The 25,797-nt window shown below is 35.7% G+C and carries 23 protein-coding genes; 11 read left to right on the top strand and 12 right to left on the bottom strand.

Annotated elements, in window-relative coordinates; all coding sequences use genetic code 11:
• The first annotated feature begins 1 nt into the window (after window position 1).
• Together KBJ98_RS03675 and KBJ98_RS03670 are read left to right on the top strand one after the other, a co-directional pair.
• Complete coding sequence (locus KBJ98_RS03675; protein WP_086453598.1) at window positions 2–232, top strand: hypothetical protein; 231 nt, start codon at window positions 2–4, stop codon at window positions 230–232.
• 44 nt (window positions 233–276) lie between these two features.
• Window positions 277–504 (top strand): hypothetical protein, encoded by a 228-nt coding sequence (locus KBJ98_RS03670; RefSeq protein WP_210788328.1) that lies wholly within the window; start codon window positions 277–279, stop codon window positions 502–504.
• A gap of 1 nt (window position 505) precedes the next feature.
• Here KBJ98_RS03670 and meaB read toward each other — a convergent pair whose 3' ends face one another.
• On the bottom strand, window positions 506–1,597 hold the full coding sequence (gene meaB / locus KBJ98_RS03665) for a methylmalonyl Co-A mutase-associated GTPase MeaB (RefSeq protein WP_210788327.1): 1,092 nt from the start codon (window positions 1,595–1,597) through the stop codon (window positions 506–508).
• 167 nt (window positions 1,598–1,764) lie between these two features.
• On the opposite strand from meaB, the gene KBJ98_RS03660 reads away from it, so the two are divergent.
• Both KBJ98_RS03660 and KBJ98_RS03655 read left to right on the top strand, forming a co-directional pair.
• Window positions 1,765–2,676, top strand: a complete 912-nt coding sequence (locus KBJ98_RS03660; RefSeq protein WP_210788326.1) for an AEC family transporter — start codon at window positions 1,765–1,767, stop codon at window positions 2,674–2,676.
• Between the two features lie 39 nt (window positions 2,677–2,715).
• The gene (locus KBJ98_RS03655) at window positions 2,716–3,936 is read left to right on the top strand and encodes an MFS transporter (protein ID WP_210788325.1); all 1,221 of its coding nucleotides are present in this window, start codon (window positions 2,716–2,718) and stop codon (window positions 3,934–3,936) included.
• Here KBJ98_RS03655 and KBJ98_RS03650 read toward each other — a convergent pair.
• From KBJ98_RS03650 to KBJ98_RS03615, 8 genes are all read right to left on the bottom strand, one after another.
• Window positions 3,933–4,820, bottom strand: a complete 888-nt coding sequence (locus tag KBJ98_RS03650; protein ID WP_210788324.1) for a DMT family transporter — start codon at window positions 4,818–4,820, stop codon at window positions 3,933–3,935. The two genes, KBJ98_RS03655 and KBJ98_RS03650, sit on opposite strands and share 4 nt — an antisense overlap.
• Window positions 4,820–5,401, bottom strand: coding sequence for a GDP-mannose pyrophosphatase NudK (gene nudK, locus KBJ98_RS03645; RefSeq protein ID WP_210788323.1), 582 nt, complete (start codon window positions 5,399–5,401; stop codon window positions 4,820–4,822). The genes KBJ98_RS03650 and nudK overlap by 1 nt, the downstream gene beginning before the upstream one ends.
• A gap of 14 nt (window positions 5,402–5,415) precedes the next feature.
• On the bottom strand, window positions 5,416–6,447 hold the full coding sequence (locus tag KBJ98_RS03640) for a cellulase family glycosylhydrolase (RefSeq protein WP_210788322.1): 1,032 nt from the start codon (window positions 6,445–6,447) through the stop codon (window positions 5,416–5,418).
• A gap of 78 nt (window positions 6,448–6,525) precedes the next feature.
• Entirely contained in the window at window positions 6,526–7,797 is a 1,272-nt protein-coding gene (locus KBJ98_RS03635) for an adenylosuccinate synthase (protein ID WP_166138465.1), read from the bottom strand.
• Between the two features lie 27 nt (window positions 7,798–7,824).
• Window positions 7,825–8,313 (bottom strand): Fur family transcriptional regulator, encoded by a 489-nt coding sequence (locus KBJ98_RS03630; RefSeq protein ID WP_166138460.1) that lies wholly within the window; start codon window positions 8,311–8,313, stop codon window positions 7,825–7,827.
• 114 nt (window positions 8,314–8,427) lie between these two features.
• On the bottom strand, window positions 8,428–10,653 hold the full coding sequence (locus KBJ98_RS03625; protein WP_210788437.1) for a RelA/SpoT family protein: 2,226 nt from the start codon (window positions 10,651–10,653) through the stop codon (window positions 8,428–8,430).
• Window positions 10,654–10,735: 82 nt separating this feature from the next.
• A complete protein-coding gene (locus KBJ98_RS03620) occupies window positions 10,736–11,137 on the bottom strand; it encodes an acyl-CoA thioesterase (protein ID WP_210788321.1) in 402 nt (133 codons plus the stop codon).
• Between the two features lie 68 nt (window positions 11,138–11,205).
• Window positions 11,206–11,991: a TrmH family RNA methyltransferase gene (locus tag KBJ98_RS03615; protein WP_210788320.1), complete on the bottom strand. Its 786-nt coding sequence runs from the start codon at window positions 11,989–11,991 to the stop codon at window positions 11,206–11,208.
• A 162-nt stretch (window positions 11,992–12,153) separates the two neighbouring features.
• On the opposite strand from KBJ98_RS03615, the gene KBJ98_RS03610 reads away from it, so the two are divergent.
• The 7 genes from KBJ98_RS03610 to KBJ98_RS03580 all read left to right on the top strand — a co-directional run bounded on the left by KBJ98_RS03610 (window position 12,154) and on the right by KBJ98_RS03580 (window position 19,253).
• Window positions 12,154–12,756: a trimeric intracellular cation channel family protein gene (locus KBJ98_RS03610; RefSeq protein ID WP_210788319.1), complete on the top strand. Its 603-nt coding sequence runs from the start codon at window positions 12,154–12,156 to the stop codon at window positions 12,754–12,756.
• Window positions 12,757–12,791: 35 nt separating this feature from the next.
• Window positions 12,792–13,793 (top strand): GNAT family N-acetyltransferase, encoded by a 1,002-nt coding sequence (locus KBJ98_RS03605; protein WP_210788318.1) that lies wholly within the window; start codon window positions 12,792–12,794, stop codon window positions 13,791–13,793.
• Window positions 13,786–14,898: a DegT/DnrJ/EryC1/StrS family aminotransferase gene (locus KBJ98_RS03600; protein ID WP_210788317.1), complete on the top strand. Its 1,113-nt coding sequence runs from the start codon at window positions 13,786–13,788 to the stop codon at window positions 14,896–14,898. The genes KBJ98_RS03605 and KBJ98_RS03600 overlap by 8 nt, the downstream gene beginning before the upstream one ends.
• A gap of 46 nt (window positions 14,899–14,944) precedes the next feature.
• Window positions 14,945–16,180, top strand: a complete 1,236-nt coding sequence (locus KBJ98_RS03595; protein WP_225899052.1) for an O-antigen translocase — start codon at window positions 14,945–14,947, stop codon at window positions 16,178–16,180.
• 251 nt (window positions 16,181–16,431) lie between these two features.
• Window positions 16,432–18,153, top strand: a complete 1,722-nt coding sequence (locus tag KBJ98_RS03590) for a tetratricopeptide repeat-containing sensor histidine kinase (RefSeq protein ID WP_210788315.1) — start codon at window positions 16,432–16,434, stop codon at window positions 18,151–18,153.
• Window positions 18,154–18,160: 7 nt separating this feature from the next.
• Window positions 18,161–18,829 (top strand): response regulator transcription factor, encoded by a 669-nt coding sequence (locus KBJ98_RS03585; protein ID WP_210788314.1) that lies wholly within the window; start codon window positions 18,161–18,163, stop codon window positions 18,827–18,829.
• 154 nt (window positions 18,830–18,983) lie between these two features.
• Window positions 18,984–19,253: a hypothetical protein gene (locus KBJ98_RS03580; protein WP_210788313.1), complete on the top strand. Its 270-nt coding sequence runs from the start codon at window positions 18,984–18,986 to the stop codon at window positions 19,251–19,253.
• Between the two features lie 557 nt (window positions 19,254–19,810).
• Here KBJ98_RS03580 and KBJ98_RS03575 read toward each other — a convergent pair.
• Genes KBJ98_RS03575 through KBJ98_RS03565 form a run of 3 tightly spaced genes read right to left on the bottom strand, consistent with a single transcriptional unit; the run spans window position 19,811 to window position 25,762 of the window.
• Window positions 19,811–22,330 carry a multicopper oxidase domain-containing protein gene (locus tag KBJ98_RS03575; RefSeq protein ID WP_225899051.1) on the bottom strand — a complete coding sequence of 840 codons (2,520 nt, stop codon included), beginning with the start codon at window positions 22,328–22,330 and terminating at the stop codon, window positions 19,811–19,813.
• Window positions 22,331–22,334: 4 nt separating this feature from the next.
• Window positions 22,335–23,207, bottom strand: a complete 873-nt coding sequence (locus KBJ98_RS03570; protein ID WP_210788312.1) for a DUF2911 domain-containing protein — start codon at window positions 23,205–23,207, stop codon at window positions 22,335–22,337.
• Window positions 23,208–23,224: 17 nt separating this feature from the next.
• Window positions 23,225–25,762, bottom strand: a complete 2,538-nt coding sequence (locus KBJ98_RS03565; RefSeq protein ID WP_210788311.1) for a heavy metal translocating P-type ATPase — start codon at window positions 25,760–25,762, stop codon at window positions 23,225–23,227.
• Between the last annotated feature and the right edge of the window lie 35 nt (window positions 25,763–25,797).

Here is a 25,797-nt window from a genome sequence, read left to right as displayed (position 1 = left end):
CATGGAATTACCAAAATTTTTACTAGGCGACAATACTGATTTCCCCGAAGATATATTCATTATTCACCTTGATTATCCGAGATTTATCATCAATTTAAAAGATGATGAGGTCGAGTTCATGGAAGAAGCGGAGGATTTAGACGAAGCCGAATTGAATACAGAAATGGAAGGATTAATCGTTCTTGCCAATGAGTTTTACGACCGCGAAATGGAGCGCTACGAAAAAGAGTAAATTTATATTGCTATTTAACCCAATTAACCAATAACCCAATAACTATGAAAAATGTTTTTATGTATGCCATGTTTATCCTAGGTACTATGTTTATTATCGGCGGAGTGGTGAAGTTTTTTCCTTTTGAAATTAAAATTATTGAAACCTACGGCGAAAGCTACAAGTATGGTCACATGGCTGGATATGTGATAGGAAAGTTTTTTGCTTTAATATTAGGTGCAAAAATGATACAGTATGGGTATGAAACTTATCAAGAAATTAGAGTTAAATAAGCTATTCTTTCTTAAAATACGTTTCTAATAATTTTTGAGCGGCTGCAAAAGGTGAAATTTCATCATTTTGCACCGCTTTTTTAGTTACGGCCATTGATTGCTGAATGCCAGGATTGCTGAAAAAATTCGATTTTAATTGTTCATTAATCGTTTCTAACATCCAATATTGATTTTGCTCTTTACGTTTTTCAAAAAAATAATTGTTGCCTTTAGTTAGGGTCAAGAATTTTTCGATGGTAGTCCAAACTTCGCTGATTCCTTCTTGAGTTATTGCGCTACAAGCTGCAGTGGTTGGTGTCCATCCTGATTTTTTGGCAGGAAATAAATGTAAGGCTCTATTGAATTCTACTTTCGCAAGATGCGCTCTTTTTACGTTATCGCCATCGGCTTTGTTAATCACTATGGCATCAGCCATTTCCATAATTCCGCGCTTTATACCTTGTAATTCATCGCCAGCACCAGAAATTTTGAGCAATAAAAAGAAATCAACCATGCTATGAACGGCTGTTTCACTTTGGCCTACGCCAACGGTTTCAATAATAATCGTATCAAAACCAGCTGCTTCGCATAGCGTTATGGTTTCACGGGTTTTACGAGCCACACCTCCCAGCGTATCACCCGAGGCTGATGGACGAATGAAAGCATTCTCATCTTTCACCAATTCTTCCATGCGGGTTTTATCACCTAAAATACTTCCGTGTGAGATCGTACTACTAGGATCAACGGCAAGTACGGCTACTTTTTTCCCTAAACCAGTTAAGTATTTTCCAAAAGCTTCAATAAAAGTACTTTTTCCCACGCCAGGAACGCCTGTAATTCCAATTCGCACCGATTTATTGGCGTGTGGCAAGCAAGATGTAATTACTTCATTGGCTTTCGCCAAATGAGCACTACTAGTACTTTCTACAAGAGTAATGGCTCTACTCAAAGCAGTGATGTTACCATTCAAAATTCCAGCTACCAATTCATTAGCTGATGGTTGTAATTTTCTGAATTTTTGAATGTGTTGCACAGCATAGCCGCTGATGGTTTCAGGAGCGGGAATACCGGGTTTTTCGTGTAAGGCGCTAGGATGGAATTTTTTACTTGACAAAACTCTTTTTTATGAAAGTAAAAATACTAAAAATAGACAGTCTATGTGATTGCTTTAGCCTAAAATTAAGATGCTTTTTTTTACTGTGCTCAAGAGAATGTTTTTGTAACAAAATTTGTTTTAAAGCATTCCTTTTCTAGTGTTTTAGTCAATACCTTTGCAGCTTTATGATCAATTTAGTTTTAATTTTCGTTTATTTAGGTATAGGCTTGTTGTTTCAAAACATCAAAGGATTTCCCGTACGCATTTACCAAGTTTTAAACAAAATTGTAATTAATGTTTGTCTTCCTGCCTTGGCTTTATATTACATCCCTAAAATACATTGGAGTACTGAATTGCTTTTTCCCATTGGCGTTGCTTGGATTGCTTTTGGGTGTTCGTATTTGTTTTTTAGTTTTTTGGGTAAAAAATTGGGTTGGTCCAAAAAGTTAACAGGATGTTTGATTTTGACTACGGGTTTAGGAAACACTTCCTTTTTAGGTTTCCCGATTATTGAAGCATTGTACGGACAAGACGGATTAAAAACAGCTATCTTGGTAGACCAGCCCGGTACATTTGTGGTTTTGTCAACACTCGGGATTGTAGTAGCTACTTTATTTTCTGCCGGTAATCCGGAGCCGAAGCAAATAGCTAAAAAAATTCTGCTTTTTCCACCTTTTATCACTTTTTTATTAGCTTGTTTGATGAATGTGTTTCACATAGAATTTATTTCAACTCTTCAATTTTTGTTGCAAAAGGTAGGTAGCGGAGTGACGCCATTGGCATTAATTTCGGTAGGTTTACAATTAAAATTTGAGAAGAACAGTAAACATTGGCCTTTTCTTGCCATTGGTCTTTTGTACAAATTAATACTCACGCCAGCATTAATTTTTTTTATTTATGTGGTGATGCTACAACAACATTCTACCAGTATTCAAATTGCAGTTATGGAAGCAGCTATGGCTCCCATGATAACCGCCTGTATACTCTCGGCCACACACGGACTTAAGCCTAGGTTAAGCAGTATGATGATTGGTTTCGGAATTCTGATTTCATTTATCACTCTGACTTTTTGGTATTTTATGGTCCAATTTATTTAATCTTTTTACCATAATTATTTATTTACAAATTTCATACTAATGCAATCCACTGATTCTACAAGCCCAGAAAAAATCGCTAACAATACAGCACAAAAAACAGCCTATTCTATACTTTTTTCCATTGCTTTTGCTCACTTGTTAAACGATTTGTTGCAGGCGGTAATTCCGGCTGCTTATCCTATTTTGAAAGAAAATTATAAGTTAACTTTTACCCAAATCGGACTCATTACATTGGCGTACCAATTGGCAGCTTCTATTTTACAGCCACTTGTTGGTTTATATACGGATACTAGGCCAAAACCTTTCTCTCAAATTTTCGGGATGCTGTTCTCACTTTCTGGAATGATTGCTTTAGGTTACGCATCGAGTTTTCCAATGATTATTTTAGCAGTAGTTTTAGTGGGAATTGGTTCTTCTATTTTTCACCCTGAAGCTTCTCGAATTTCATTTTTGGCTTCGGGAGGCAAGCGCGGTTTGGCACAATCGATTTTTCAATTAGGAGGAAACGCGGGCACAGCAATTGGACCGTTTTTAGTAGCCTTAATCGTTGTTCCCAATACGCAAAGGCATATTGTTTGGTTTGTAGGAGTTGCACTAATTGCGTTGGTGGTGTTGAGTAGAATTGCCTTTTGGTATCAAAATCATTTGAGTTTACGAGCAACCAAAAAAGCAGTGATTGACTTGCCGCAGTTATCTCAAAAAACAATTGTGATTTCGGTTGTTATCTTATTGGTTTTGATTTTTTCAAAATTCTTTTACATGGCTAGTATGTCTAGTTATTTTACTTTTTACTTGATTGAAAAATTTGGGTTATCTGTACAAGAAGCACAATTTCAATTAGTATTGTTTTTAGCATCTTGTGCTTTCGGAACCTTAATTGGAGGTCCATTGGGAGATAAGTTTGGAAGAAAATATGTGATTTGGTTTTCCGTATTAGGAGCAGCTCCTTTTACCTTACTATTGCCATTTGTTGATTTGTTTTGGACCGGAATTTTATCAGTGGTGATTGGTATTATTATTTCTTCTGCTTTTCCAGCTATTTTGGTTTATGCTCAAGAGCTTTTGCCAAAAAAACTAGGCATGGTTTCAGGTCTTTTCTATGGTTTTGCATTTGGTATGGGTGGTTTAGGATCGGCACTATTGGGAAATCTTGCTGATCATAGCAGTATTACGTATGTGTACGAACTTTGTGCTTTTTTACCACTAATTGGAATAATTGCTTTGTTTTTACCTAATCTGAAGAAAAAAGAAACGGTTTAGTTGGAATTCTTATTCGTTAGTAACAAACCCGTTATAATAATTAACATGCTTATTAGTTGCGACTGTAAAATGGGTTGATCAGTAATAAGATAGGCGATGAGCCCGCTAAAAACAGGAATAAGATAATAAATCAGTGCTGTTTTGGCAGTGCCAATAAGTGCTATGGCTTCGTTCCATAAATAAAAGGAAACTAAGGAAGCAAAAATGCCAACGTACAATAATACCAATATTGTTTTAGTATCAAATTGTACGGTTGTGATGTACCAATGCTCGTAAAGGTAAAACGGAAATAAAGCTACTGTACCCATTACAAAAACCGAAAAAAGAAAAACTTTTGAATCTATTTCTGTCGGTTTTTTGCGTACTAAAAGTGTATATGAGGCAAAAAAGAAACACGCAATTAGCATCAGAATATCACCAAAACTAAAACTGATCGAGCGCAAGGCTTGCCAAGATCCTTTTGAAATTAATACTAAAACACCACAAATAATAGTGGCAATGCCAACCAATTTGAGAGTTGAAATGCGTTCTTTTAAAAATATTCGGGACAAAAAAATGATGAAGAGCGGGATTGAAATGGCAATTAAAGACAAATTAATGGCACTCGTTGTTTTTCCTGCAAAATAGATTAATGTATTAAAGATGGTTATGCCCAAAATGGCAGTGCAAAAAAGATACAACCAGTTTTTTTTGACGATTGAAAATTGAGCAACTGTACTTTTGAAGGCAAACGGTGCAAAGGCTAAACAAGCAACACACCACCGCCAAAAAGCCAGTCCAATTGGCGGAATGTGCCCTTTGATACTGCTTGCAATAACCATATTGACAGACCAAAGCAAAGTGGCTAAAAGTGCAAATACAACTCCTTTTGTTTTGTTATTCATTATACAAGCTGGTGAATTTTGGCGTATTGCAATAACATAATTGTTTTAGCATCTTTAATTTCGCCTGTTGCAATCATCGCATAAGCTTGGTCAAAAGGCATTTCTAAAACTTCGATATTTTCCTCTTCATGCGCTACACCGCCGCCTTCGCTAACTTTCATTGAGGCGTTGTAAGCACCGGTAAATAGGTATAAAATTTCAGTAACGGCACCAGGAGACATATACGATTCCATGATTTTTGTTACGTTTGATAATCGATAGCCGGTTTCTTCTTCCGTTTCTCGAATGATACATTGCTCCGGTTGGTCTTGGTCTAATAATCCGGCACAAACTTCAATGCTCATTCCTGATGCATTTCCGTTTAAATACGTGGGTAGTCTGAACTGACGCGTTAAAATGACTGTTTTCTGTTCCGCATTGTACAACAAAATCGCTGCACCGTTGCCTCTGTCATAGACTTCTCTTTTTTGTGTAATCCAAGAATTGTCTTTTTTTTGAAAGTCGAAAGTTACTTTATTTAAAACATACCAATTATCAGATAGTATTTCTGTTTTTTGGATTTTTATAGCAGGGTTTTTCATTTTTAGTTTAAGCTTTAGGGAGTGCGCGGTAGTGCGGCAAGGTTTTTAAAAGTAGTTCCCCAATTATTATTGTTTTTATCGTTAGGCAGGCCTTCGGCAGTTAGTAGGGCATCTTGATCTGAACTGTCATATTTCCAAACCCAAGCACAGACCGAAAATCCTCTTTGGTAAATGCTGTTTAGAAAATAAGTTGGATTCATTAAAATTCCAGCATTCATTGGGGCCGTTTCGCCAAAAATGATTGGTAATTTTTGTTTTTTTAGTTGATCTAATCTATTGCTGATGGAGGCGTCACTATCCAATAACCATTTTTCATAGGCATGAATATCGAAAATTATTTTGGGATTCTTTTCTAAAAATACGGCACCTTTTTGGAGTAATACACTTTCATCTTGTCCTTGCTCTGCACAAGGCACAATTACAATTGAATTGTTTCCCGTACTCCGAATAATGCGCACTAAAGTATTCATGTCATTTTTCCAAACGATATCGGTATAACCATCGGCTCTGTCAAATCTATAGGGTTCATTCCATACTTCTAACCATACATCTGGTTGATCTTTAAAGTGAAGCGCCCATTCCTTTAATTTTTCTTTGTAAGCTTCCCACCAAAAAGTTTGCGTCGGGCTTTTGCCTGTGAATTCCGTTTCCGTTTTTCCATTCCAACCAAAACCGCACAAAATGGTAATTCGGTTGTTCTTGCGGTTGCCGTCTACCACGCTTTGTAACGAGTGCAAGAACGAATTATTACTGTCTTTGATTGGTATGCCTGTAAGCGGTTGCTCTAAAACGTTCCCTATAAATTCTCTTGCAATATCCATGTTCCAACTTTTCATTGTTTGGTCATTTGCGCTAAAAACCTGAAACGAGTTGGTGCCAATAAGTTGTATGGCTTGCTTGTTTTTGAGAATGCGACTGCCTTGAGTTGAATATTCATCCGTATTGTTATTTGCTGTCTTTTCCTCCGCTTGATTGCAAGAGGAGAGTATTCCCAAAAAGAGAATAACCAAACATCTTGATTTTTGTAAAAAGGAAATAGCTCTCATAAATAGACTGTTGCAAAATACTGTAGTCGTGCTAAGGTAAAAAAAAACGCCCTGAATTTCAGAGCGCTTGTTGTATTTTTATTTTAAAATTGTCTGTTTTCTATCTGGTCCAACAGAAACAATTTTGATTGGCACTTCGATTTCTTTTTCAATAAAATCAATGTATTCTTTTAATTCAACTGGTAGTTCATCATAAGTAGTCATACCTGTTAAATCTTGTTTCCAACCTTTGAATTCTTGATACACAGGAGTTACATTTTCTGGCTCAATGTTGTATGGGAAATGCGCAATGTTTTCACCTTTATAATTGTAAGAAGTACACACTTTTAAAGTTTCGAAACCAGATAAAACATCACCTTTCATCATCATTAATTGCGTAACACCGTTTACTTGAACAGCATATTTAAGAGCTACTAAATCCAACCATCCACAACGTCTTTGACGCCCAGTAACTGATCCGAATTCGTTTCCTACTCTTGCCATTGTAGCTCCATCTTCATCAAAAAGTTCTGTAGGGAACGGTCCGCTACCCACACGAGTTACGTAAGCTTTGAAAATTCCGTAAACCTCTTTGATTTTGTTTGGTGCAATACCTAAACCTGTACAAGCTCCAGCAGCAGTGGTGTTTGATGATGTTACAAACGGATAAGTACCAAAATCAACATCAAGCAAGGAACCTTGAGCGCCTTCGCATAAAATTGATTTTCCTGCTTTTTGAGCTTGGTGCAAGTACTCTTCGCTATCAATAAAATCTAATTTTTTAAGTTCTTGGATAGCTTCAAAAAACTCAGCTTCCATTTCGGCTAAATTGTATTGAATAGCTACATCGTAAAACTGAATCATTTCTTCGTGCTTGTCAGCCAAAGCTCTGTAACGGTCAGCAAAGTCTTCCAATTCAATGTCACCTACACGCAAACCGTTTCTACCTGTTTTGTCCATGTAAGTTGGTCCAATACCCTTTAATGTAGAACCAATTTTTGCTTTTCCTTTTGATGCCTCAGAGGCAGCATCAAGCAAGCGGTGTGTTGGTAAAATTAAGTGTGCTTTACGCGAAATGATTAATTTCTTTTTGATGTCAATATTAAACTTTTCAAGACCTTCAATTTCTTTTTGAAAAACAACAGGATCAATTACCACTCCGTTTCCAATGATATTTACGGCAGTTTTATGAAAAATACCTGAGGGAATAGTTCTTAGGACGTGTTTGATGCCGTCAAATTCTAATGTGTGTCCTGCATTTGGACCACCTTGAAAACGTGCAATAATGTCATATTTTGAAGTTAAGACATCCACAATTTTTCCTTTTCCTTCATCTCCCCATTGTAATCCTAGTAATAAATCAACTGTCATTCTAAATGTTATTTGTAGTTAGTTTTTTTAAATTTCTGTACGATCTTCCTCGTTCAAAACTGGCGCTTGCCTTTTATTGCCGTATAAGTAAAGCGAGTGATTAGTTATTTCGATATCAAAAATATCTTCAATCGTTTTTTTGATGCTCTGAATTCTTGGATCACAAAACTCAATTACTTCGCCTGTATCAGTCATAATAATATGATCGTGCTGCTTATCAAAATATGATTTTTCGTAGTGTGCTTGATTTTGTCCAAATTGATGTTTGCGCACCAAAGCACAATCCAAAAGTAATTCTATGGTATTGTATAAGGTCGCTCTGCTGACACGATAGTTTTTGTTTTTCATCTTGATGTACAAATTTTCTACATCAAAATGTTCTTCGCTATCATAAATCTCTTGAAGGATCGCGTAGCGCTCGGGAGTCTTGCGGTGTCCTTTTTTTTCAAGGTACATTGTAAAAACATTTTTTACAATTTCTTGGTTTTTAGTATTGTCTGTGGAAATGAGTGTCATATGCGCGCAAAGATAATTTTTTTAGTTCAAAGTTTAAAACTTCCCGTTTGTTTAGTTTTTAATTTTCTGCTTTTCTAGATTTTTTTAATTGAATGTAGAAAGACTTTCTAGATGCTATGTTTTGTATTCTCGGGTTACTTTATCAACACCATCTATTTTTTTGATGTTGCTAATTAATTTTTTCAAAATGGTATTGTTTTGTACAATTACAGCCACTTGTCCTTCAAAAATTCCGGCATCGGTGCTAAGCGCAATACTTTGAATGTTCACGTGCATGTTATTGGAGATAACTTTAGTCAATTGATTGGTCAAGCCCAGAACATCCATTCCTGTTATGTTAATGATGGCTTTGAATTCTTCTTGAGACGAGTCAATCCATTTAGCCGACATGATGCGGTAAGCGTAGTTAGATTGCATCCCAATGGCGTTCGGGCAATCTTTTTTATGCACTTTGATACCTTCATTTATGGTAACAAAACCAAAAACATCATCACCCGGAATTGGGTTGCAACAAGGCGAAAGTTTATAGTCAAGTTTATCGTGTTCTTTTCCAAAAACCAACATATCATAATTACTGCTAATAACAGGTTTATGAATGTCTTCGTCTGATGTGGTACTGCTGCCAGATCGTTTGATTTTATTTTTGAAAAAGTTGATAATTGAATTGCTTTTTTGCGAAGCATAATCCTTAAGTTGTTGGTTTTCGATGGATCCAATACCTACGCGATAAAACAAGTCTAAACTAGTTTTTAGTTTGAAAAAATTAACCAACTCATTAACCACTTGTTCGCTCATCGTGATTTTTAAGTGCTTTAATTTTCTGGTAAGCAATTCTTTTCCTTCCTCGCCAATCTTTTTGGTATTCTCGTTGAGAACGTTTTTAATTTTTGTTTTGGCGCGCGATGTTGTTACATAATCTAACCAGTTGATAGTTGGTTTTTGATGTTGCGAAGTGATTACTTCTACCTGATCGCCGCTTTTTAACTCAAAGTTTAAAGGAACTAATTTGCCATTTACACGAGTTCCGCGGGTGCGAATACCAATTTCAGAGTGAATCCCAAATGCGAAATCCAATGATGTTGCTCCTTTTGGGAGTGATTTGATTTCACCTTTTGGGGTAAACACAAAGATTTCTTTTGAATACAAATTCATTTTAAAATCTTCTACAAAATCAACAGCGTTAGTTTCTGAATTTTCTAAGGCTTCGCGTAGAAGGTTTAACCAGACATCTAAACCACTTTCTTCAGTAGCACCATTTTTATATTTGTAATGAGCAGCATAACCTTTTTCAGCAATCTCATCCATACGTTCACTACGCACTTGTACTTCAACCCAACGTCCTTTTGGTCCCATGACAGTGATGTGCAAGGCTTCATAACCCGTAGTTTTTGGTGAAGAAATCCAATCGCGCAAACGACTAGGACTTGGTCGATAATGATCCGTAACGATAGAGTAAATTTTCCAAGCGACAAATTTCTCCTCGTTTGGATTGGCTTTGTACACAATTCGTAAAGCAAATTTATCGTAAACCTCGTCAAAGGTTACGTTTTGGGCCTTCATTTTTCTGCGGATAGAATAAATTGATTTTGGTCGGCCCTTGATCATATATTCAACTCCTTCTTTGTCTAAAGATCCTTTTAAAACTTCCGAGATATCAGCAATGTAGGCGTCTTGCTGCTCCTTAGTTTCTTTAATTTTACTCACTATTTCATTGTAAATAGCGGGTTCAGTGTATTTTAAACCTAAATCTTCTAGTTTGGTTTTAATATTGTATAACCCTAAACGATGCGCTAATGGGGCGTATATGTATAAGGTTTCAGATGCAATTTTAGTTTGTTTGTCCTCTTGCATGGAATCCATTGTTTGCATATTGTGCAAACGGTCTGCCAATTTGATCAAAATCACTCGAACATCATCATTGAGTGTCAAGATCATTTTTCTGAAATTTTCGGCTTGCATAGAGGCATTTAGGTCCTTTTGAACCAAGGATATTTTGGTCAATCCTTCAACCAATTGCGCTACTTTTGGATTGAACAAACGCTCAATATCTTGCACGGTAGTAGGTGTGTCCTCAACAACATCATGCAATAATGCAGCTGCAATTGAGGTGGCGCCTAGACCAATTTCAGAAGCAACAATTTTTGCTACGGCAATAGGGTGGAAGATGTAGGCTTCGCCAGATTTTCTACGTTGGTCTTTGTGTGCCTCTACAGATACATCAAAAGCTTTTCGAATGAGTTTTTTGTCATCATCGGTCAAAGTTTGATAACTAATGCGTAAAAGTTCTTTGTATTCTTGCGCAATCGCTTTATTTTCTCTCTCGATATCAATTTCTATCATAACGTCATGGTTCATTTTCTAAAAATAGCAATAACTAATCAAAAAAGCAAGAAGATTTTAGGTTTTAAAACTAGATAAATAGTTAAATAGTGTCATTATTGTCGAGAATACGAATCGGTTTTTTGTTTTCATCTAATGCAACAAAAGTAAAATTACCAGATATGGCTTTTTCTCTGTGGTTGCTATACATTTGCTCAATGTAAATATCCACTTTCACATCTAAACTAGTATTACCTATTTTAGATACTTTCCCAACAAGTTCCACAATCGTACCAGCAGGAATAGGTTTTTTAAAATCGATTCTGTCAGACGAAACTGTAACACATCTTTTTCTGGTAAATCGGGTAGCGGCTATAAATGCTACTTCATCCATCATCAACATGGCCGTCCCTCCAAATAAAGTATCGTAATGGTTTGTTGTGCTTGGGAAAACGGTTTTAAAAATTCTTGTTTCAGCTTGTGAAATTCTTTCTTCTAGATTCATTTTGTTGCTTGTGATTGGGTTATTTGCTGAGAGATTTCTTCTTTGATATTAGGTTTATGGCTAGCAATTTAAAATCCTCTTTGTCTTTTGGCTTCAAAAATTAAAATTGCCGCTGCAACTGATACGTTCATTGAATCGATTTCGCCTTGCATGGGTATAATAATATTTTGCGTTGCAGCTTCGCGCCATTCCTGGGTAAGTCCAGTTGCTTCTGTACCTACCACCAAAGCTGTTGCGGATGTGTAATCTTGGGTATGGTATGCGGTTGAATTTTGTAAAGTGGCACAATAAAAATTGATGTTATGCTCTTTTAAATATGCAATAATTTCTGTTGTAGTTCCTGTTGCAATTTGATTGGTGAATAAGCAGCCTACACTTGAACGAACGATATTTGGATTGTACAAATCGCTTTTTGGATTGGCAATCAAGACAGCATCTAAATTAGCGGCATCTGCGGTGCGTAGTAAAGCACCAATGTTTCCTGGCTTTTCAGGAGCTTCGGCTACCAGAATCAATGGGTTTTTAGATAATTTCAAATCCTTTAATTGCATGGACTTGGTTTTGGCTACAGCCAAAATACCTTCGGTAGTATCGCGGTAAGCTAATTTCTGATACACTTCTTTAGTAATCGAAATCAATTCGGCATCTCCATAGAAAGCAACGATTTCAGATTCGGCGCAAATTTCAGGGACAAATAATACCGTAATCAATTCGTAACCGCCTTTTACAGCAATGCTAATTTCGCGCTTTCCTTCCATTAAAAAAGTGCCAGTTTGTTTGCGCGTTTTTGCTTTTTCTTGCAATTGCACGAGCGTTTTAATGTACGGATTTTGAATAGAAGTAATGTGTTTCAAGGCTTTTTCACGATTAAATTTGCAAGTACAAAGATACAGAGAGAATTGGCAGTTTTTAGGAAAATATGGCATTTATTTGTTTCTTAATTACGGATTAATTGATGGTGTTAATAGGATCAATTAGCGGTGTTTTCTGTATTTTTGTCCAAATCCTTTACAACTATGTTTCATTTTCTAGACATTATTGGTACAATGGCCTTTGCCATGTCAGGCGCTTTAACGGCAATGAGTAAAAAGCTTGATCCGTTTGGAGTTTTTATCATTGCATTCGTTACGGCAGTTGGCGGCGGGACTTTACGCGATGTGTTAATTGGGAGAACTCCAGTAGGATGGATGCTCGATTTAAAATATGTTTACGTGATTTTCATCGGATTTGTTTTGGCTATCATTTTTCGAAAAAAACTAGATAAATTACGAAAATCTCTTTTTTTATTTGATACCATCGGGCTTGGTGTTTTTACTTTGATAGGTCTCGAAAAAGGTCTTGAAATAGGTTTGCATCCTGTAATTTGCGTCGCGTTAGGAACTATGACTGCCTGTTTTGGTGGCGTAATTCGAGATATTTTGTGCAATGAAATTCCAGTGATTTTTCGACGAGAAATTTATGCTACCCTTTGTATTGTGGGAGGTGTTCTTTTTTTCGTTTTGAGAACGATGAATTTAGAAAATGATGTGCTGTATCTATTGAGTTCGTCAATAATTATTTCTTTGCGATTGATGGCAGTAAAGTTCAAATGGTATTTACCTGCTTTCGAAAATCAGTAAAAATTAACTACTTTCACAGTCAAGAAAAATTTAGGGTGAAAAACTACACGGTAAAAGCATATCAACAAACTGATTTTGAGATCTGGAACGAATTTGTTTCGGGAGCAAAAAATGCTACCTTTTTATTTCACCGAAATTTTATGGAATACCATAAAGAGCGGTTTTCTGATTGTTCTCTTATGGTTTATCAATCAGATCTATTAGTAGCTCTTTTGCCGGCCAACCGAAATGAAACCACTGTTTTTTCGCATCAAGGTTTAACTTATGGAGGTTTGGTTTATAAAGATTCTTGTAAATTAACATCAGTAATCGCTGCATTTGCCGCTATTTTGAAACATCTGGAATCTGAAGGAGTTAGCACTTTACAGATAAAAACCCTGCCTTCAATCTATCATAAAAAACCAGCTGAGGAATTGCAATACGCACTGTTTTTGACCAAAGCTACGCTTATAAGGAGAGATGTTTTGGCTGTGATTGACTGTTCTGCTGGCTTTGCATTATCTAAAATACGTAAGAGAGGTTTGCTACGTGCCAAACAACATCAATTAGTGGTTAAAGAGGAGCAAGATTTTACTGCTTTTTGGAACGAAATACTAGTGCCAAACCTTGAACAAAGACACCAAGTTGAGCCAGTGCACACTCTAAACGAAATACACTATTTAAAAAGTTGTTTTCCTCAAGCTATTCGTCAGTTTAATGTTTATTACGAAGGAGTGATTGTGGCAGGAACAACAATTTTTGAAACAGAAACCGCTGCGCATTGCCAATATATTTCGAAATATGAAAAGGGAATGAATTTAGGCAGTTTAGATTTTTTGTACCATTATTTACTAACAGAAGTTTACGCAGAAAAACGTTTTTTTGACTTTGGTATTTCAACCGAGTCAAATGGTTTGCATTTAAATGAAGGTTTAAGTTACTGGAAGGAGAGTTTTGGAGCAAGCGCCATTGTGCATGATTTTTATGAATGCGAAACATTGTCGCATGAACTTTTGATGGATTATTTTACAGTCTCTAAAAATGCTGATCATGATTAAATTTTTAGACTTAAAAAAAATAAATGAGCCTTATCATTTGGCTTTTCAAGAAAATTTAGCGACTGTTTTAGATAGTGGTTGGTACGTTTTGGGAAATCAAGTTCAGGAATTTGAGACTAAATTTGCCGTCTATTGTAGTGTCCCTTTTTGCGTAGGCGTCGGAAATGGATTTGACGCATTAGTACTCATTTTTGAAGCTTACATTGCTTTGGGTAAATTGAAAAAAGGCGATTCCGTTTTGGTTCCTGCGCATACGTACATTGCGAGTGTATTGGCCATAAAGCAAGCTGGTTTAGTACCAATTTTAGTAGAGCCAAATATTCAAACTTTCACAATAGATCCTATCGATTTGCAAAATAAAATTTCGGCTTCCGCCAAAGCGATTTTGGTTGTTCATTTGTATGGTCGATTAGCTGATATGGATAAAATTCGTGCCATCGCAAAAGCTAATAATTTGTTAGTCATTGAAGATGCAGCTCAATCCCATGGCGTATTATCTGCCCCAGAGATGCAATTCAATAAAAATACTACTGTTGCTGCCTACAGCTTTTATCCCGGTAAAAATTTAGGCGCATTAGGCGATGGAGGAGCAGTTGTTACTACGGATGCTGAACTAGCAGATTGTATTAAAGCACTACGCAATTATGGCTCTCATACCAAATACATTCATGATTTAGCGGGTATAAATTCTCGATTAGATGAGGTACAAGCTGCCTTTTTAAATGTGAAATTGCCTTATTTGGATAAAAGCAATGCAAGTCGCCGTGCAATTGCCAAACGCTACTTAGCAGAAATTAAAAATCCTAAAATAATACTTCCCGAAGGAGTAGACGAAATGGGAAACTTACCGCCACATGTGTATCATTTGTTTGTCGTTCGCACAGCGGATAGGGCTGGTTTTCACAACTATTTGCAGCAGAATGGCATTGAAACAGTCATACATTATCCTGTTCCGGTACACCATCAAAAAGCCTTGTCAGAATTCCGTCATCTTTCACTTCCAATTACTGAAAAATTAGCTCATGAAGTACTCAGTTTGCCGATAAGTCCTGTGCTAACTTTTGAGGAAATAAGCGAAATTATTGCAGTTATAAACCGTTACTAAGATGTTGTTTTTGCATAAAATAGCTAAAAGTAAATTTATAAAACTATTGTCATTAAATAGTTTAAGTGTTTTTGTAAAGATAATTTCAGGCTTAATTACTTCAAAATTATTGGCTGTTTTTGTGGGGCCAAGCGGTATGGGTTTAGTAGGGAATTTTAGAGTATTTTTTAGTGCTTTAGAAGGAATTTCGACATTAGGTTTTCAAAACGGAGTAGTGAAATATACCGCCGAAAATGAAAATGACTCCTTCTACCTTAAAAAGATGGCGTTCACTGTCAGTTTTACTTTGATGCTTGTGTCAATAATTATCGGAATCGTGTTGTTTTGTTTCGCCTCCTATTGGAATACAGTCGTTTTTGGTTCTTCAGTTCGGTACGAATTTGTGTTTAAAGTTGTCGCACTTAGTTTGCCATGGTATGCTTTGTCTTTGATTTGGGTTGCAATAGCAAATGGATTGGGTTTTTACAAACGAGTTTTGGGCGTTGCTATTGCCGGTAATAGTGCTAGTGTTTTGCTTGCTGTATATTTGATTTACCATTATATAACTTCGGGAGCAGTATTGTTGGTTGCACTTGTGCCTGCAATTTGGTTTTTGGTTACTATGCTTTTGATGCCAAAAGTGGTTCAGATTGGAGCATTGTTTTCCATGCGATATTTTGATTTTACGATTCTGAAAAGCTTGTCAAGTTACTCAATTATGGCACTGTTTGCTGCTGTTGCAAGTCCGTTTGTGTATTTGATAATCCGTAAAGAAATTGTTCTTTCGCTGGGATTGGAGCAAGCGGGTTATTGGGAAACGATGGGGCGTATAGCCAGTTACTACATGTTATTTGTTACTTCAATTGTAAGTATTTATTATTTTCCAAAATTAGCTCAGGCAAAATCAAAAGCAGACTCTAAACTCATTTTTCGGAATTTTTACCAAACTATTCTGCCCGTATTCATAGTGATGGTTTTTGTGATTTTTTTATGTCGCGATTTTATCATTCAATTCTTATTTGCGCCAAGCTTTAAACCTGTTGCCGATTTGTTTTTTTTGCAATTGCTTGGTGATATTTTCAAAGTTGCAGCACTTATTTTGGGTTATCAATTTTTTGCAAAAAAACATACAGTTGCATTTTTGGTTTCAGAGTTCCTGTCACTGCTGTTTTTGTATTTGAGCAGTTATTTTTTAATGAATATTTATGGCTTAAAAGGTGTAGTGATGGCACAAGCTCTGGATAACTTCCTGTATTTTGTTGTGCTCTTAGTTTATTTCCGAAAGATTTTGTGGAGAAAATAGTGTTCGGTTTTAAATGTGATGAAGAACCATTTCCATAATACTTCGTGAAAGAACAATTGTTCGCCTTGCGTCGAACTGATGTTTTTTAATAATTGTATTTAATGTAAAATTCCCCAGTTGCTGCCACTCAAATTGTTGCCAGTGAAACGGGCGGGAGCGGAGGGGATTCCAGTGGACAATCTCCAACAACTCCTCCAAAAAAATAGAACTTGATTTTACATTTATTAAAATTAATTTGATATTTTCGGGAAATGATACTACAAAAAGTACGTTTCCCGTTTTTTATTTTTCTCTTATTCATAGGGGATTTTTTTTGTTCTTGTTCAAAAACAACGCCTAATCAAACAGCAGTTAAATCGGTTACCGTTTATGAAAAGTACATTACAACGGCAGAAGATTTTTATGCGGAGGGTGTTTACGACAGCGCCTACTACTATTACAATCAAATTCGAACCCAAAGTTCCGCTAAAGAAGATGCAGAAAAAATAGTATATGCACTCCTAAAAATGGCCGCGATACAGCAAACACAGGGAGATTATGTAGGAAGTGAAGTTACTGCTACAGAGGCGATTTCCTACTTTAAAAACAAAATTGAAACCCAGTATAAAGTGGCGATATACAATTCTTTAGGGATTAATTATAAGAACCTTTACGATTATCCCAACGCCATTACGTATTACAAAAAAGCAAGTGAATTGGCTGATACGCCTTTGCAAAAAGAAATCATGCAGAATAATATTGCGGTGGTGAACATGGAGCAACAAAACTACAAACAAGCCATACAGTCACTTGAGTCGCTCTCTAAATCACCAATTGCTCAGGCCAACTTAGAGCATCTTGCTAGAGTTTTAGGTAATCTAGGCTATTGCTATTATAAAATAGGAGATAACAGAAGCGGTATGGTCTTAAAAAGAGCTTTGAAGATTCGCCAACAATTACAATTTGACTATGGTTTGGTCACTAGTTTTAACAATCTTGCTCAGTATTATCAAAGGAGACAGCCCCAATTGGCAATCAAATATGCACAAGAATCGTATGCTAAAGCCACAGTGCTAAAAAGTATCGATGATCGCTTATCAGCTTTGGCATTGCTGATGGAAATAAGTACTCCATTACAAGTGCGAAACTACACAAAAAAATACCTTCAACTTAATGATAGTATTACAAAAGTTAGGCAGATTGCTAAAAATCAGTTTGCCAAAATCAAGTATGATGCTACACAAGCACAAAATGAGAATTTACAATTAAAAACAGATAATGCAGAAAAAGCTTTGGCATTAGAGCAAGAAAAACTTCAAAATTATATGTTGTTTTTTATCATGCTCTTGGGGGTAATTTTGGCACTCATTTTATATTTCTATCTTCAAGATAAGAACAAGAAAGAAAAACAAGCAGCAATATATGAAAGTGAAATTCGAATTTCTAAAAAATTGCATGATGAATTAGCCAATGACGTTTATCAAACAATTGCTTTTGCAGAAACGCAAGACTTGCAAAATGTAAGTCAAAAAGAAACCTTGTTAGATAATTTGGATAAAATTTACCGTCGAACACGCAACATATCGAGAGAAAACAGCCCTATTCCCACGGGTGAAACCTATGAAAGCGAATTAAAGGAAATGCTATCTAGTTTTAATGCAGCTCAAGTACAGGTTATTTTAAAGGATAGTAATAGCATTCCATGGAATAAGATTACAGAAGAAAAGAAAATTGCTTTGTATCGTGTGTTGCAAGAATTAATGATCAACATGAAAAAACACAGTCAAGGGACTTTTGTAGTACTTCGCTTTGAGACAGACAATAAACAATGTTATGTTCATTATTCAGATAACGGAATTGGTATAAAAAATCCCCTACAAAGTAAAAATGGACTGCTCAATGTGGAAAACCGTATTGATGCCATTGGAGGAAGTATTATTTTTGACTCGAAAAGCTCAAAAGGGCTAAAAATCAGATTAACATTTCCTAAATAAGTGACTTATGTTTCGAAAAGTTTTAATAGTTGACGATATTGATTTCAATGATGTAGCAGCGGTCAGTGTTTTAAAGGAAATGGGAATCCCACAAATTGACTTTACAAAATACTGTGACGATGCGTTGCTGAAAATAAAAAAAGCGGCTTTAGATGAGGTTCCCTATGATTTGTTAATAACCGATTTGTCATTCAAGGCTGATCATCGTACCACTTTATTATCATCTGGCGAAGCTTTGATTGATGCAGTAAAGGGAATTTTCCCGGATTTAAAAATCATTGCTTTTTCTATTGAAGACAAATCCTATCGTATTAAAGCCCTATTTGAACAATCAGGTGTCCATGGTTTTGTGATGAAAGGGCGCAATACAATGGTCGAGTTGCGCAAAGCTGTCGAGGCAATTGCAACTCAGGATATACCGTATCTGCCCACAGATTTACAGTTTATTTTTCAAGAAAAATTAGTCAACGAAATTGATGACTACGACATTCAGTTATTAGAGTACCTCTCAAAAGGCGTCTCTCAAGAAGCAATGGAGTCTGTTTTTAAAGAAGCAGGAATTACCCCAAACAGCAAAAGCACCATCGAAAAGCGAATTGGTAAATTGAAAATATACTTTAGAGCGCTCAATACTACCCATTTGGTATCAATCGCAAAAGACCTGGGTCTTATATAAAAACACTTCTAATTTTTATTCCTTTACTGCATATCCATATAAAATTTGATTCTTATCAAGAAAAAAATCCTGCTTTACGGTTTCCCGCAAAGAAATGATTTTGTAGCTCGTTACTTTTGGATTTGTTCAAAATTAATGAATTGCTATTTTAAAAATGATAACAATTACAGTTCCCAAGAAGTTAGTGATACTTGCGTTTTTTTTATGCTCGTTTTTTTGTGTCAAAGGAAAAACAGTCTGGCAAAATCAAACGCATGCAAAAAAGGGTAATATAAGTAATTCAATTCCGCAATTGCAGAATGGTTTTTGTTGTTTTGGACAATCACAAGTGCTAAAAGAATTTAAAAAAAATATTTCTTCCTACCATCAAAGCTTTGGCTCTCAAAGAAAACGAAAAGGAAAAGTAGCGTATGAGGTTAAATAGTTATTTTTTTTAAAGGCTATTTCCTAGAAATACACTTCCATCAAAAAACCCTAACAAATTGATGTTAGGGTTTTTGTTTTGGTAGCGAGACCGAGATTTGAACTCGGGACCTCAGGGTTATGAAAATTGAAATTTCACTCTTTTTATTTTTTAAATAATTGAATTGCAATGTTTTAGTTTTTTGTAAAAATCTGTTTTTATCGTTTTTTACCGTTTTCTTCATGCTTTTTCCTCACTCCTTGTAAAGGATTTTTTTATTAGTAACTTATCTATTTACTTAATTCTAACAATAAGTTTTTTAGTCTACAATTAAAAAAAAGCAAAGGAACAAAATCGAAAAAATACTATCCATAAATATAAGATTGCTTAATAAACTATCTTTTTGAACAATAAATATTTTAGTCAATAACAAGTTTGTTGCACTTATGATTTGAACACATAATTGATAAAATGATAGTTAATTGAAATAATAAAAATCGCCAATAGGAATACTTGTCCTAAAGGCGATTTTTGTTTAAGTGAATGATCTAATGATAGTGAAATTATATGTGTTATAATTAATAATTTAAATTTACACCCAAACCTAATCCCATATCACTGTCGAAATGCGTTTTAATACTAAAATTTCTTTTGATGATGTAGCGCAATCCTGCCATGTATTCTTTATCGGTATTCCACATTAAATCCATGCGAACTCTTTTAGAAACAGGAATATCCATTCGTTCTAATTGAAATCTAAAATTTCCATCTGTAAAAACCTCGGCTTGTGCTTTTATAAGCATTGGTAGCGTATATTCTATACCTGCACTAAAAACAGAACGGTTGTCTTTTGTATTGGATTGGTTGAATATGTTTTTTTCCATTTTACCTTCTTCCATTTTGCGGTAACGCCAATCAAAGCCTATGAACGGCATTAGCCATTGCATTTTGCCAATATATCTACCAATATGAGTTTCTGTTTCATAACCATGATGATCTTTGTAGCCCAATCGCCATTCTGTACCAATACTCCAACGTGTGTTGCTTAACATTGCCATACCATCATTACCGTTAGTAGCAAAATCATTTTCTGCCATAAGGTGAAATTTACGGTCTTCGCCAAACAATTTGCGTTGTGCTAATTTTGGATTTGGAATTAATGGGTTTGGTGCTTGATTTTCATAGGTAAAAACGCGTCCCATTCCTGCCATCATGTGGTACAAAATATGGCAATGAAAAAACCAATCGCCTTCAGTATTGGCATTGAATTCAATCACATCCGTTTCCATTGGCATGATGTCTATGACGTTCTTCAATGGTGCATAATCTCCTTGACCGTTCAACACTCTAAAATCGTGACCGTGCAAGTGCATTGGATGTCGCATCATAGAACCGTTGTATAACGTAATTCTAACATTTTCACCTTTCTTGATTAAAATTTTATCAGTTTCAGAAACCACTTTATTGTCTAAACTCCAAACATAACGGTTCATGTTTCCCGATAATTCAAATCGTAATTCTTTTACTGGTGCATCTTGAGGCAGTGTGGTTTTAGTTGGTGATTTTAACATTGCATAATTTAAAGTCGTAATGTCTGAAAGTTGGTTACTGTTATAATCGTTTTCAGTCATTTTAATAGAATGCATAGAATGATCTATTTTCTTTTCTCTATGTTCTTTTTTTGCAACTTCTCCAGTGATTTCAGGATACATGACTACATTCATGTCCATTTGATTGTAAGACATTTGCATTCCCATATCATCTAAATCTCCGTTCATTTTCATCATTCCGTTCATCATTTTCATTCCATCAAAATATTTTAATTTTGGTAATGGTGAAATTAATTGTTTGATACCATCACCAATATATAGTGATGCCGATTTAGTCCTGTCTTCTGGAGTTGCTAGAAATTCGAACGCTGTATTATCAGCAGGAATGGTCACTACGACATCATAGGTTTCTGAAACGGCAATTAATAATCGATCTACTTCAACAGGCTCAACGTCATTACCATCATTGGCAACAACCGTAATTTTACCCCCTGCATACGTTAGCCAAAAATAAGTTGATGCACCACCATTTGAAATGCGTAATCGTACTTTGTCGCCTCCTTTGAATTGGGATAATTGACTATTACTTTTACCATTAATTAAAAAGGCATCATAGTAAACATCACTCACATCCATTGCATTCATGCGTTTCCATTCGTTTGCTACTTTAGTTTTGAAATGACCTTGCTTGATTGCCTCTGCATAACTTTGAGTAGTTCCTTTTTGAATAGCAAACCAATCGGTAGCATTGTGTAGCATTCGATGCACATTATTTGGATTTACATCGGTCCATTCACTTAAAATTAAAGGAACTGTTGGCAAATCGTCAATACCTTTTCTGAAGGTTTCGTCCTCAACTCTTTTGTTTAAAATCATTGAACCGTACATCCCGATTTGCTCCTGTAAACCCGAATGACTGTGGTACCAATGTGTTCCGTGTTGTATGATTGGAAAACTATATTTATGCGTTGTACCTGGTTCAATTGGCATTTGTGTTAGGTAAGGTACACCATCTTCTTTATTGGGTAAAAATAGGCCATGCCAATGCAGTGAGGTACTTTCTTTTAATTCGTTATGAACGTATATTTCGGCAGTATCTCCTTCCGTAAAGGTTAGCGTGGGCATTGGAATTTGACCGTTTACAGCAATTGCTCTAGTAGGTTTATTACCAATAGTTACCAGAGTATCCCGAACGTATAGATCGTATCTCACTGTTTTAGCTATTGTCTTAACTATAGATTTGCTTTCAGAAATAGGAATATTTTTTGGAACTTCAACGATTTTTGGAGTTTCTTTTATGGGTTCTGAAACTTCCTTCACTTCTTTTTTTGTTTCAGAAATCACCTTTTTTGTAGCGACTGCTTTTTTTATCGGTTTAACTTTTGCTTTAACTAACGCCATCCCACATTTAGGACATTCACCAGGTTTTGGTGATTGGATTTCAGGATGCATGACGCAGGTGTAAGACGTTTTTTGTGAATTAACCTGAGCGACAGCTACGTGATTAATCAAAAAAAGAAAAACTATGATTGCTAATTTGAATTTCATTACTTTAATTTTTTATTAATTTTTCCCAATCTGCGATTCTTTTATTTAAGATGTCGATTGTACCTTTCATTTTTTCTTTATCGAGTAATGTAATTGCTCTCTTTGCTGCAGCAATTGCATTGTTGTAATCTTGTAATTCCGAAGCCATTTTTTGTCTCAAATTGGGGTAATAGAAATTTTGAGGGTCTACTTTTTCAGCTTCTAAAAGCCACATTATTGCTTGTTTGAAATCTCTATTGGTGCTGTAATAATAATTTGCTGCCTGAAACAATAAAGTAGCATCTTGGGTTTTTCCTTTAGTGATGTGTTGGTCTATTAATGCAAGTATATTGTCGTCCTCTTTACTCTTTAGGGGTATTTTTACCATTGTGTTTTCCCAAATAATTTTTAGAAATGCTTCCCCTTTACTGTTAATGTCATTTAATTCAATTGTAAAGGTTTCATAGAAATTAGGACTTTTTTCAATGGGAACTTTGATTCGCATCACGTCTTTCTTTTCATCGTAGCCCGTTTCACCATGTAAAGCAGTATCAGTATTAACAATTATAGTCCACTCATTATTGGAAGGAATTGAAAATATGGAGTAACTACCGGCTTTTAAAAGATTGTTGCCAAAATAAATATCTTCGGAAGTATTTATCACTGTGCAATCACTTGCACCTGTTCGCCAAAGTTTATCAAAAGGCACTAACTCACCAAATACTTTTCGGCCTCTTACTAATGGTCTGCTGTAGGCTACTTTTATTTTTGCGCTACCTACTTCTTGCTCAAACGATGCTGCTGGGCTTGATGTGGTAACTCTAATTTGAACTTTTTCTTGTGCTGATACTATTAAAGATTGCAAAAGGATTATGCTTAATAAGATTATTTTTTTCATTTTTTTAATTTTTTCATTTAAAGTTTTAAATTTTTTAACCGTAATGCATTCACAATTACTGATACCGAACTAAATGACATGGCTAAAGCCGCAATCATTGGGGATAATAAAATTCCGAAAAACGGATACAAAACTCCTGCTGCGATTGGAACTCCCAAAACATTATAGAAAAAGGCAAAGAATAGATTTTGCTTTATATTTTTCATAACAGCATGGCTCAAATTTTTGGCTTTCACGATACCTAATAAATCCCCTTTTACTAAAGTGATTTTGGCACTTTCTATGGCAACATCGGTTCCAGTTCCCATTGCAATTCCAATGTCTGCTTGTGCCAATGCCGGAGCATCGTTTATTCCATCGCCAGCCATTGCCACAATTTTGCCTTCGGCTTGTAATTTTTTTATTTCTTTCAGTTTGTCTTCGGGTAAGCATCCAGCTTTGTATGATGCTAACCCCAATTCATCAGCAACTGCTTTGGCAGTATTTTCGTTATCTCCGGTGAGCATAATTACTTCGACACCTTGACGCATTAATTCTTTAATGGCTGCAGCACTTGATTCTTTAATGGCATCCAAGATGGACACAAAACCAACTGCAATTCCATCAACTGCAATATAAGAAACGGTTTTGCCTAGTTTTTGTTCGGCTATAATTTTGTTTTCTAAATCTTCAGAAACCGTTGCTTTAACTTGCTCCATTAGCTTTTTATTACCTAATGCTACTTTTTTATTCGATACTGTTCCTGTAACCCCTTTTCCGGCAACTGCTTCAAAATCTTTCACCTCAATTAATGAGATTGATTTTGATTTGGCAAAATTGACTACTGCTTGTGCCAATGGATGCTCACTGTATTGGTTTAATGAAGCAATGCTTTGTAATAAATCAGTATCACTGTTATTGGTCGAATAAATTTTTTCCACGGATGGTTTTCCCTCAGTGATGGTTCCTGTTTTATCTGTAATCAGAACATTAACCTTATTCATATTCTCCAGAGCTTCAGCATTTTTAATCAAAACGCCTGATTGTGCTCCTTTACCAACACCCACCATTACTGACATTGGAGTTGCCAAACCTAAAGCACATGGACAAGCAATAATTAAAACCGCAATTGCATTTATAAATCCATACACTAATGCAGGTTCAGGACCAAAATTTGCCCAAATCAAAAATGTAATTAAGGAAATTATCACCACAGTGGGTACAAAATATTTGGCAATACTATCTGCTAATTTTTGAATAGGTGCTCTTGAACGTGAGGCATCGTTGACCATTTGCACGATTTGAGAAAGTAAAGTTTCGGAACCTACTTTTTCAGCGATCATTACAAATGATTTATTCCCATTTATAGTCCCAGCAATGATAATATCATCTTTCTTCTTGTCAACAGGTATTGGTTCACCAGTAATCATAGCTTCATCGATACTGCTTTCACCATCAGTTATTTTTCCATCTACAGGAATTTTATCTCCAGGTTTTACGCGTAATAAATCGCCTTTCTTGATATCGTGGATTGAAATTACTTTGTCACTTCCTTCACTAACCAAAGTAGCTTCGGTAGGTGCCAGTTTTAATAATTCTTTTATTGCTCCGCTTGTTTGACTGTGCGCTCGGGCTTCGAGTAATTGTCCTAATAATACAAGAGTTAAAATAACGGTTGTCGCTTCGAAGTATAACAATACCGTTCCATGTTCTGTTTTGAATTCGCTGGGAAAAATATCCGGAAAAAACATTCCAACTAAACTGAAAAGGAAAGAGACTCCCGTACCAATTCCGATAAGAGTAAACATGTTCAAATTCCATGTGATTATTGATTTCCAAGCACGGACAAAAAATATCCAACAGGCATAAAACACTACAGGAAGTGAAAAAATTAATTGTACCCAATTCCATTTTGCGGAATCCATTAATTGTAGTAAGGGATTGTTATGGGCCATATCAATCATGGCAATGATGAAAATCGGAACAGTAAACACCACCGCAATTTTCATTTTTTTGACCAGATCGGTATACGTCTTTTGGTCTTCGCTTTCGCTTGGTTCCATTGCCACTAGATCCATTCCACATATCGGGCATGAACCCGGATCTTCTTGAATTACTTCGGGATGCATTGGACATGTATACTGCGTTTTGCTAACGGTTAACTCTGATGCTTTTACCAAATCCATTCCACACACAGGACAATCTCCTGCTTTGTCGTATACTTTTTCGCCTTCGCAATGCATAGGGCAATAATATTTTGCTTGTGCATTGCTCGGTAAAGTACTTTCTTTTTTATGATGATGAGATGGGGTAGAGCAACATGATTTTTCAGTTGCTTTATTTGTTTCTGAATACTCGATCACCTCCACTTTGCTCATTTCAATAGTGTATTTTCCCGCGGCTGATAAAGCCTCTTGCAACTTTTCTATTGAAATGTGCTTTTCCATAGTTATTGTTGCTGTAGGCGGATTTAGGGAAACTTTTGCTTTAATACCCTCAATAGTATGCAACGATTTTTCGACTTTAGCGCGACAACCATCGCAAGTCATTCCGGTAATGTTGTATGTATGTATCATTTTTTTGTTATTTAAATACAAATTTCCAGTTTAAT

This window comes from Flavobacterium erciyesense, assembly GCF_018069925.1.
GTDB classification, from domain to species: Bacteria; Bacteroidota; Bacteroidia; order Flavobacteriales; family Flavobacteriaceae; genus Flavobacterium; species Flavobacterium erciyesense.
Note: the sequence above shows the minus strand (reverse complement) of the source record. Positions and strands in the feature narration are given on the sequence as shown.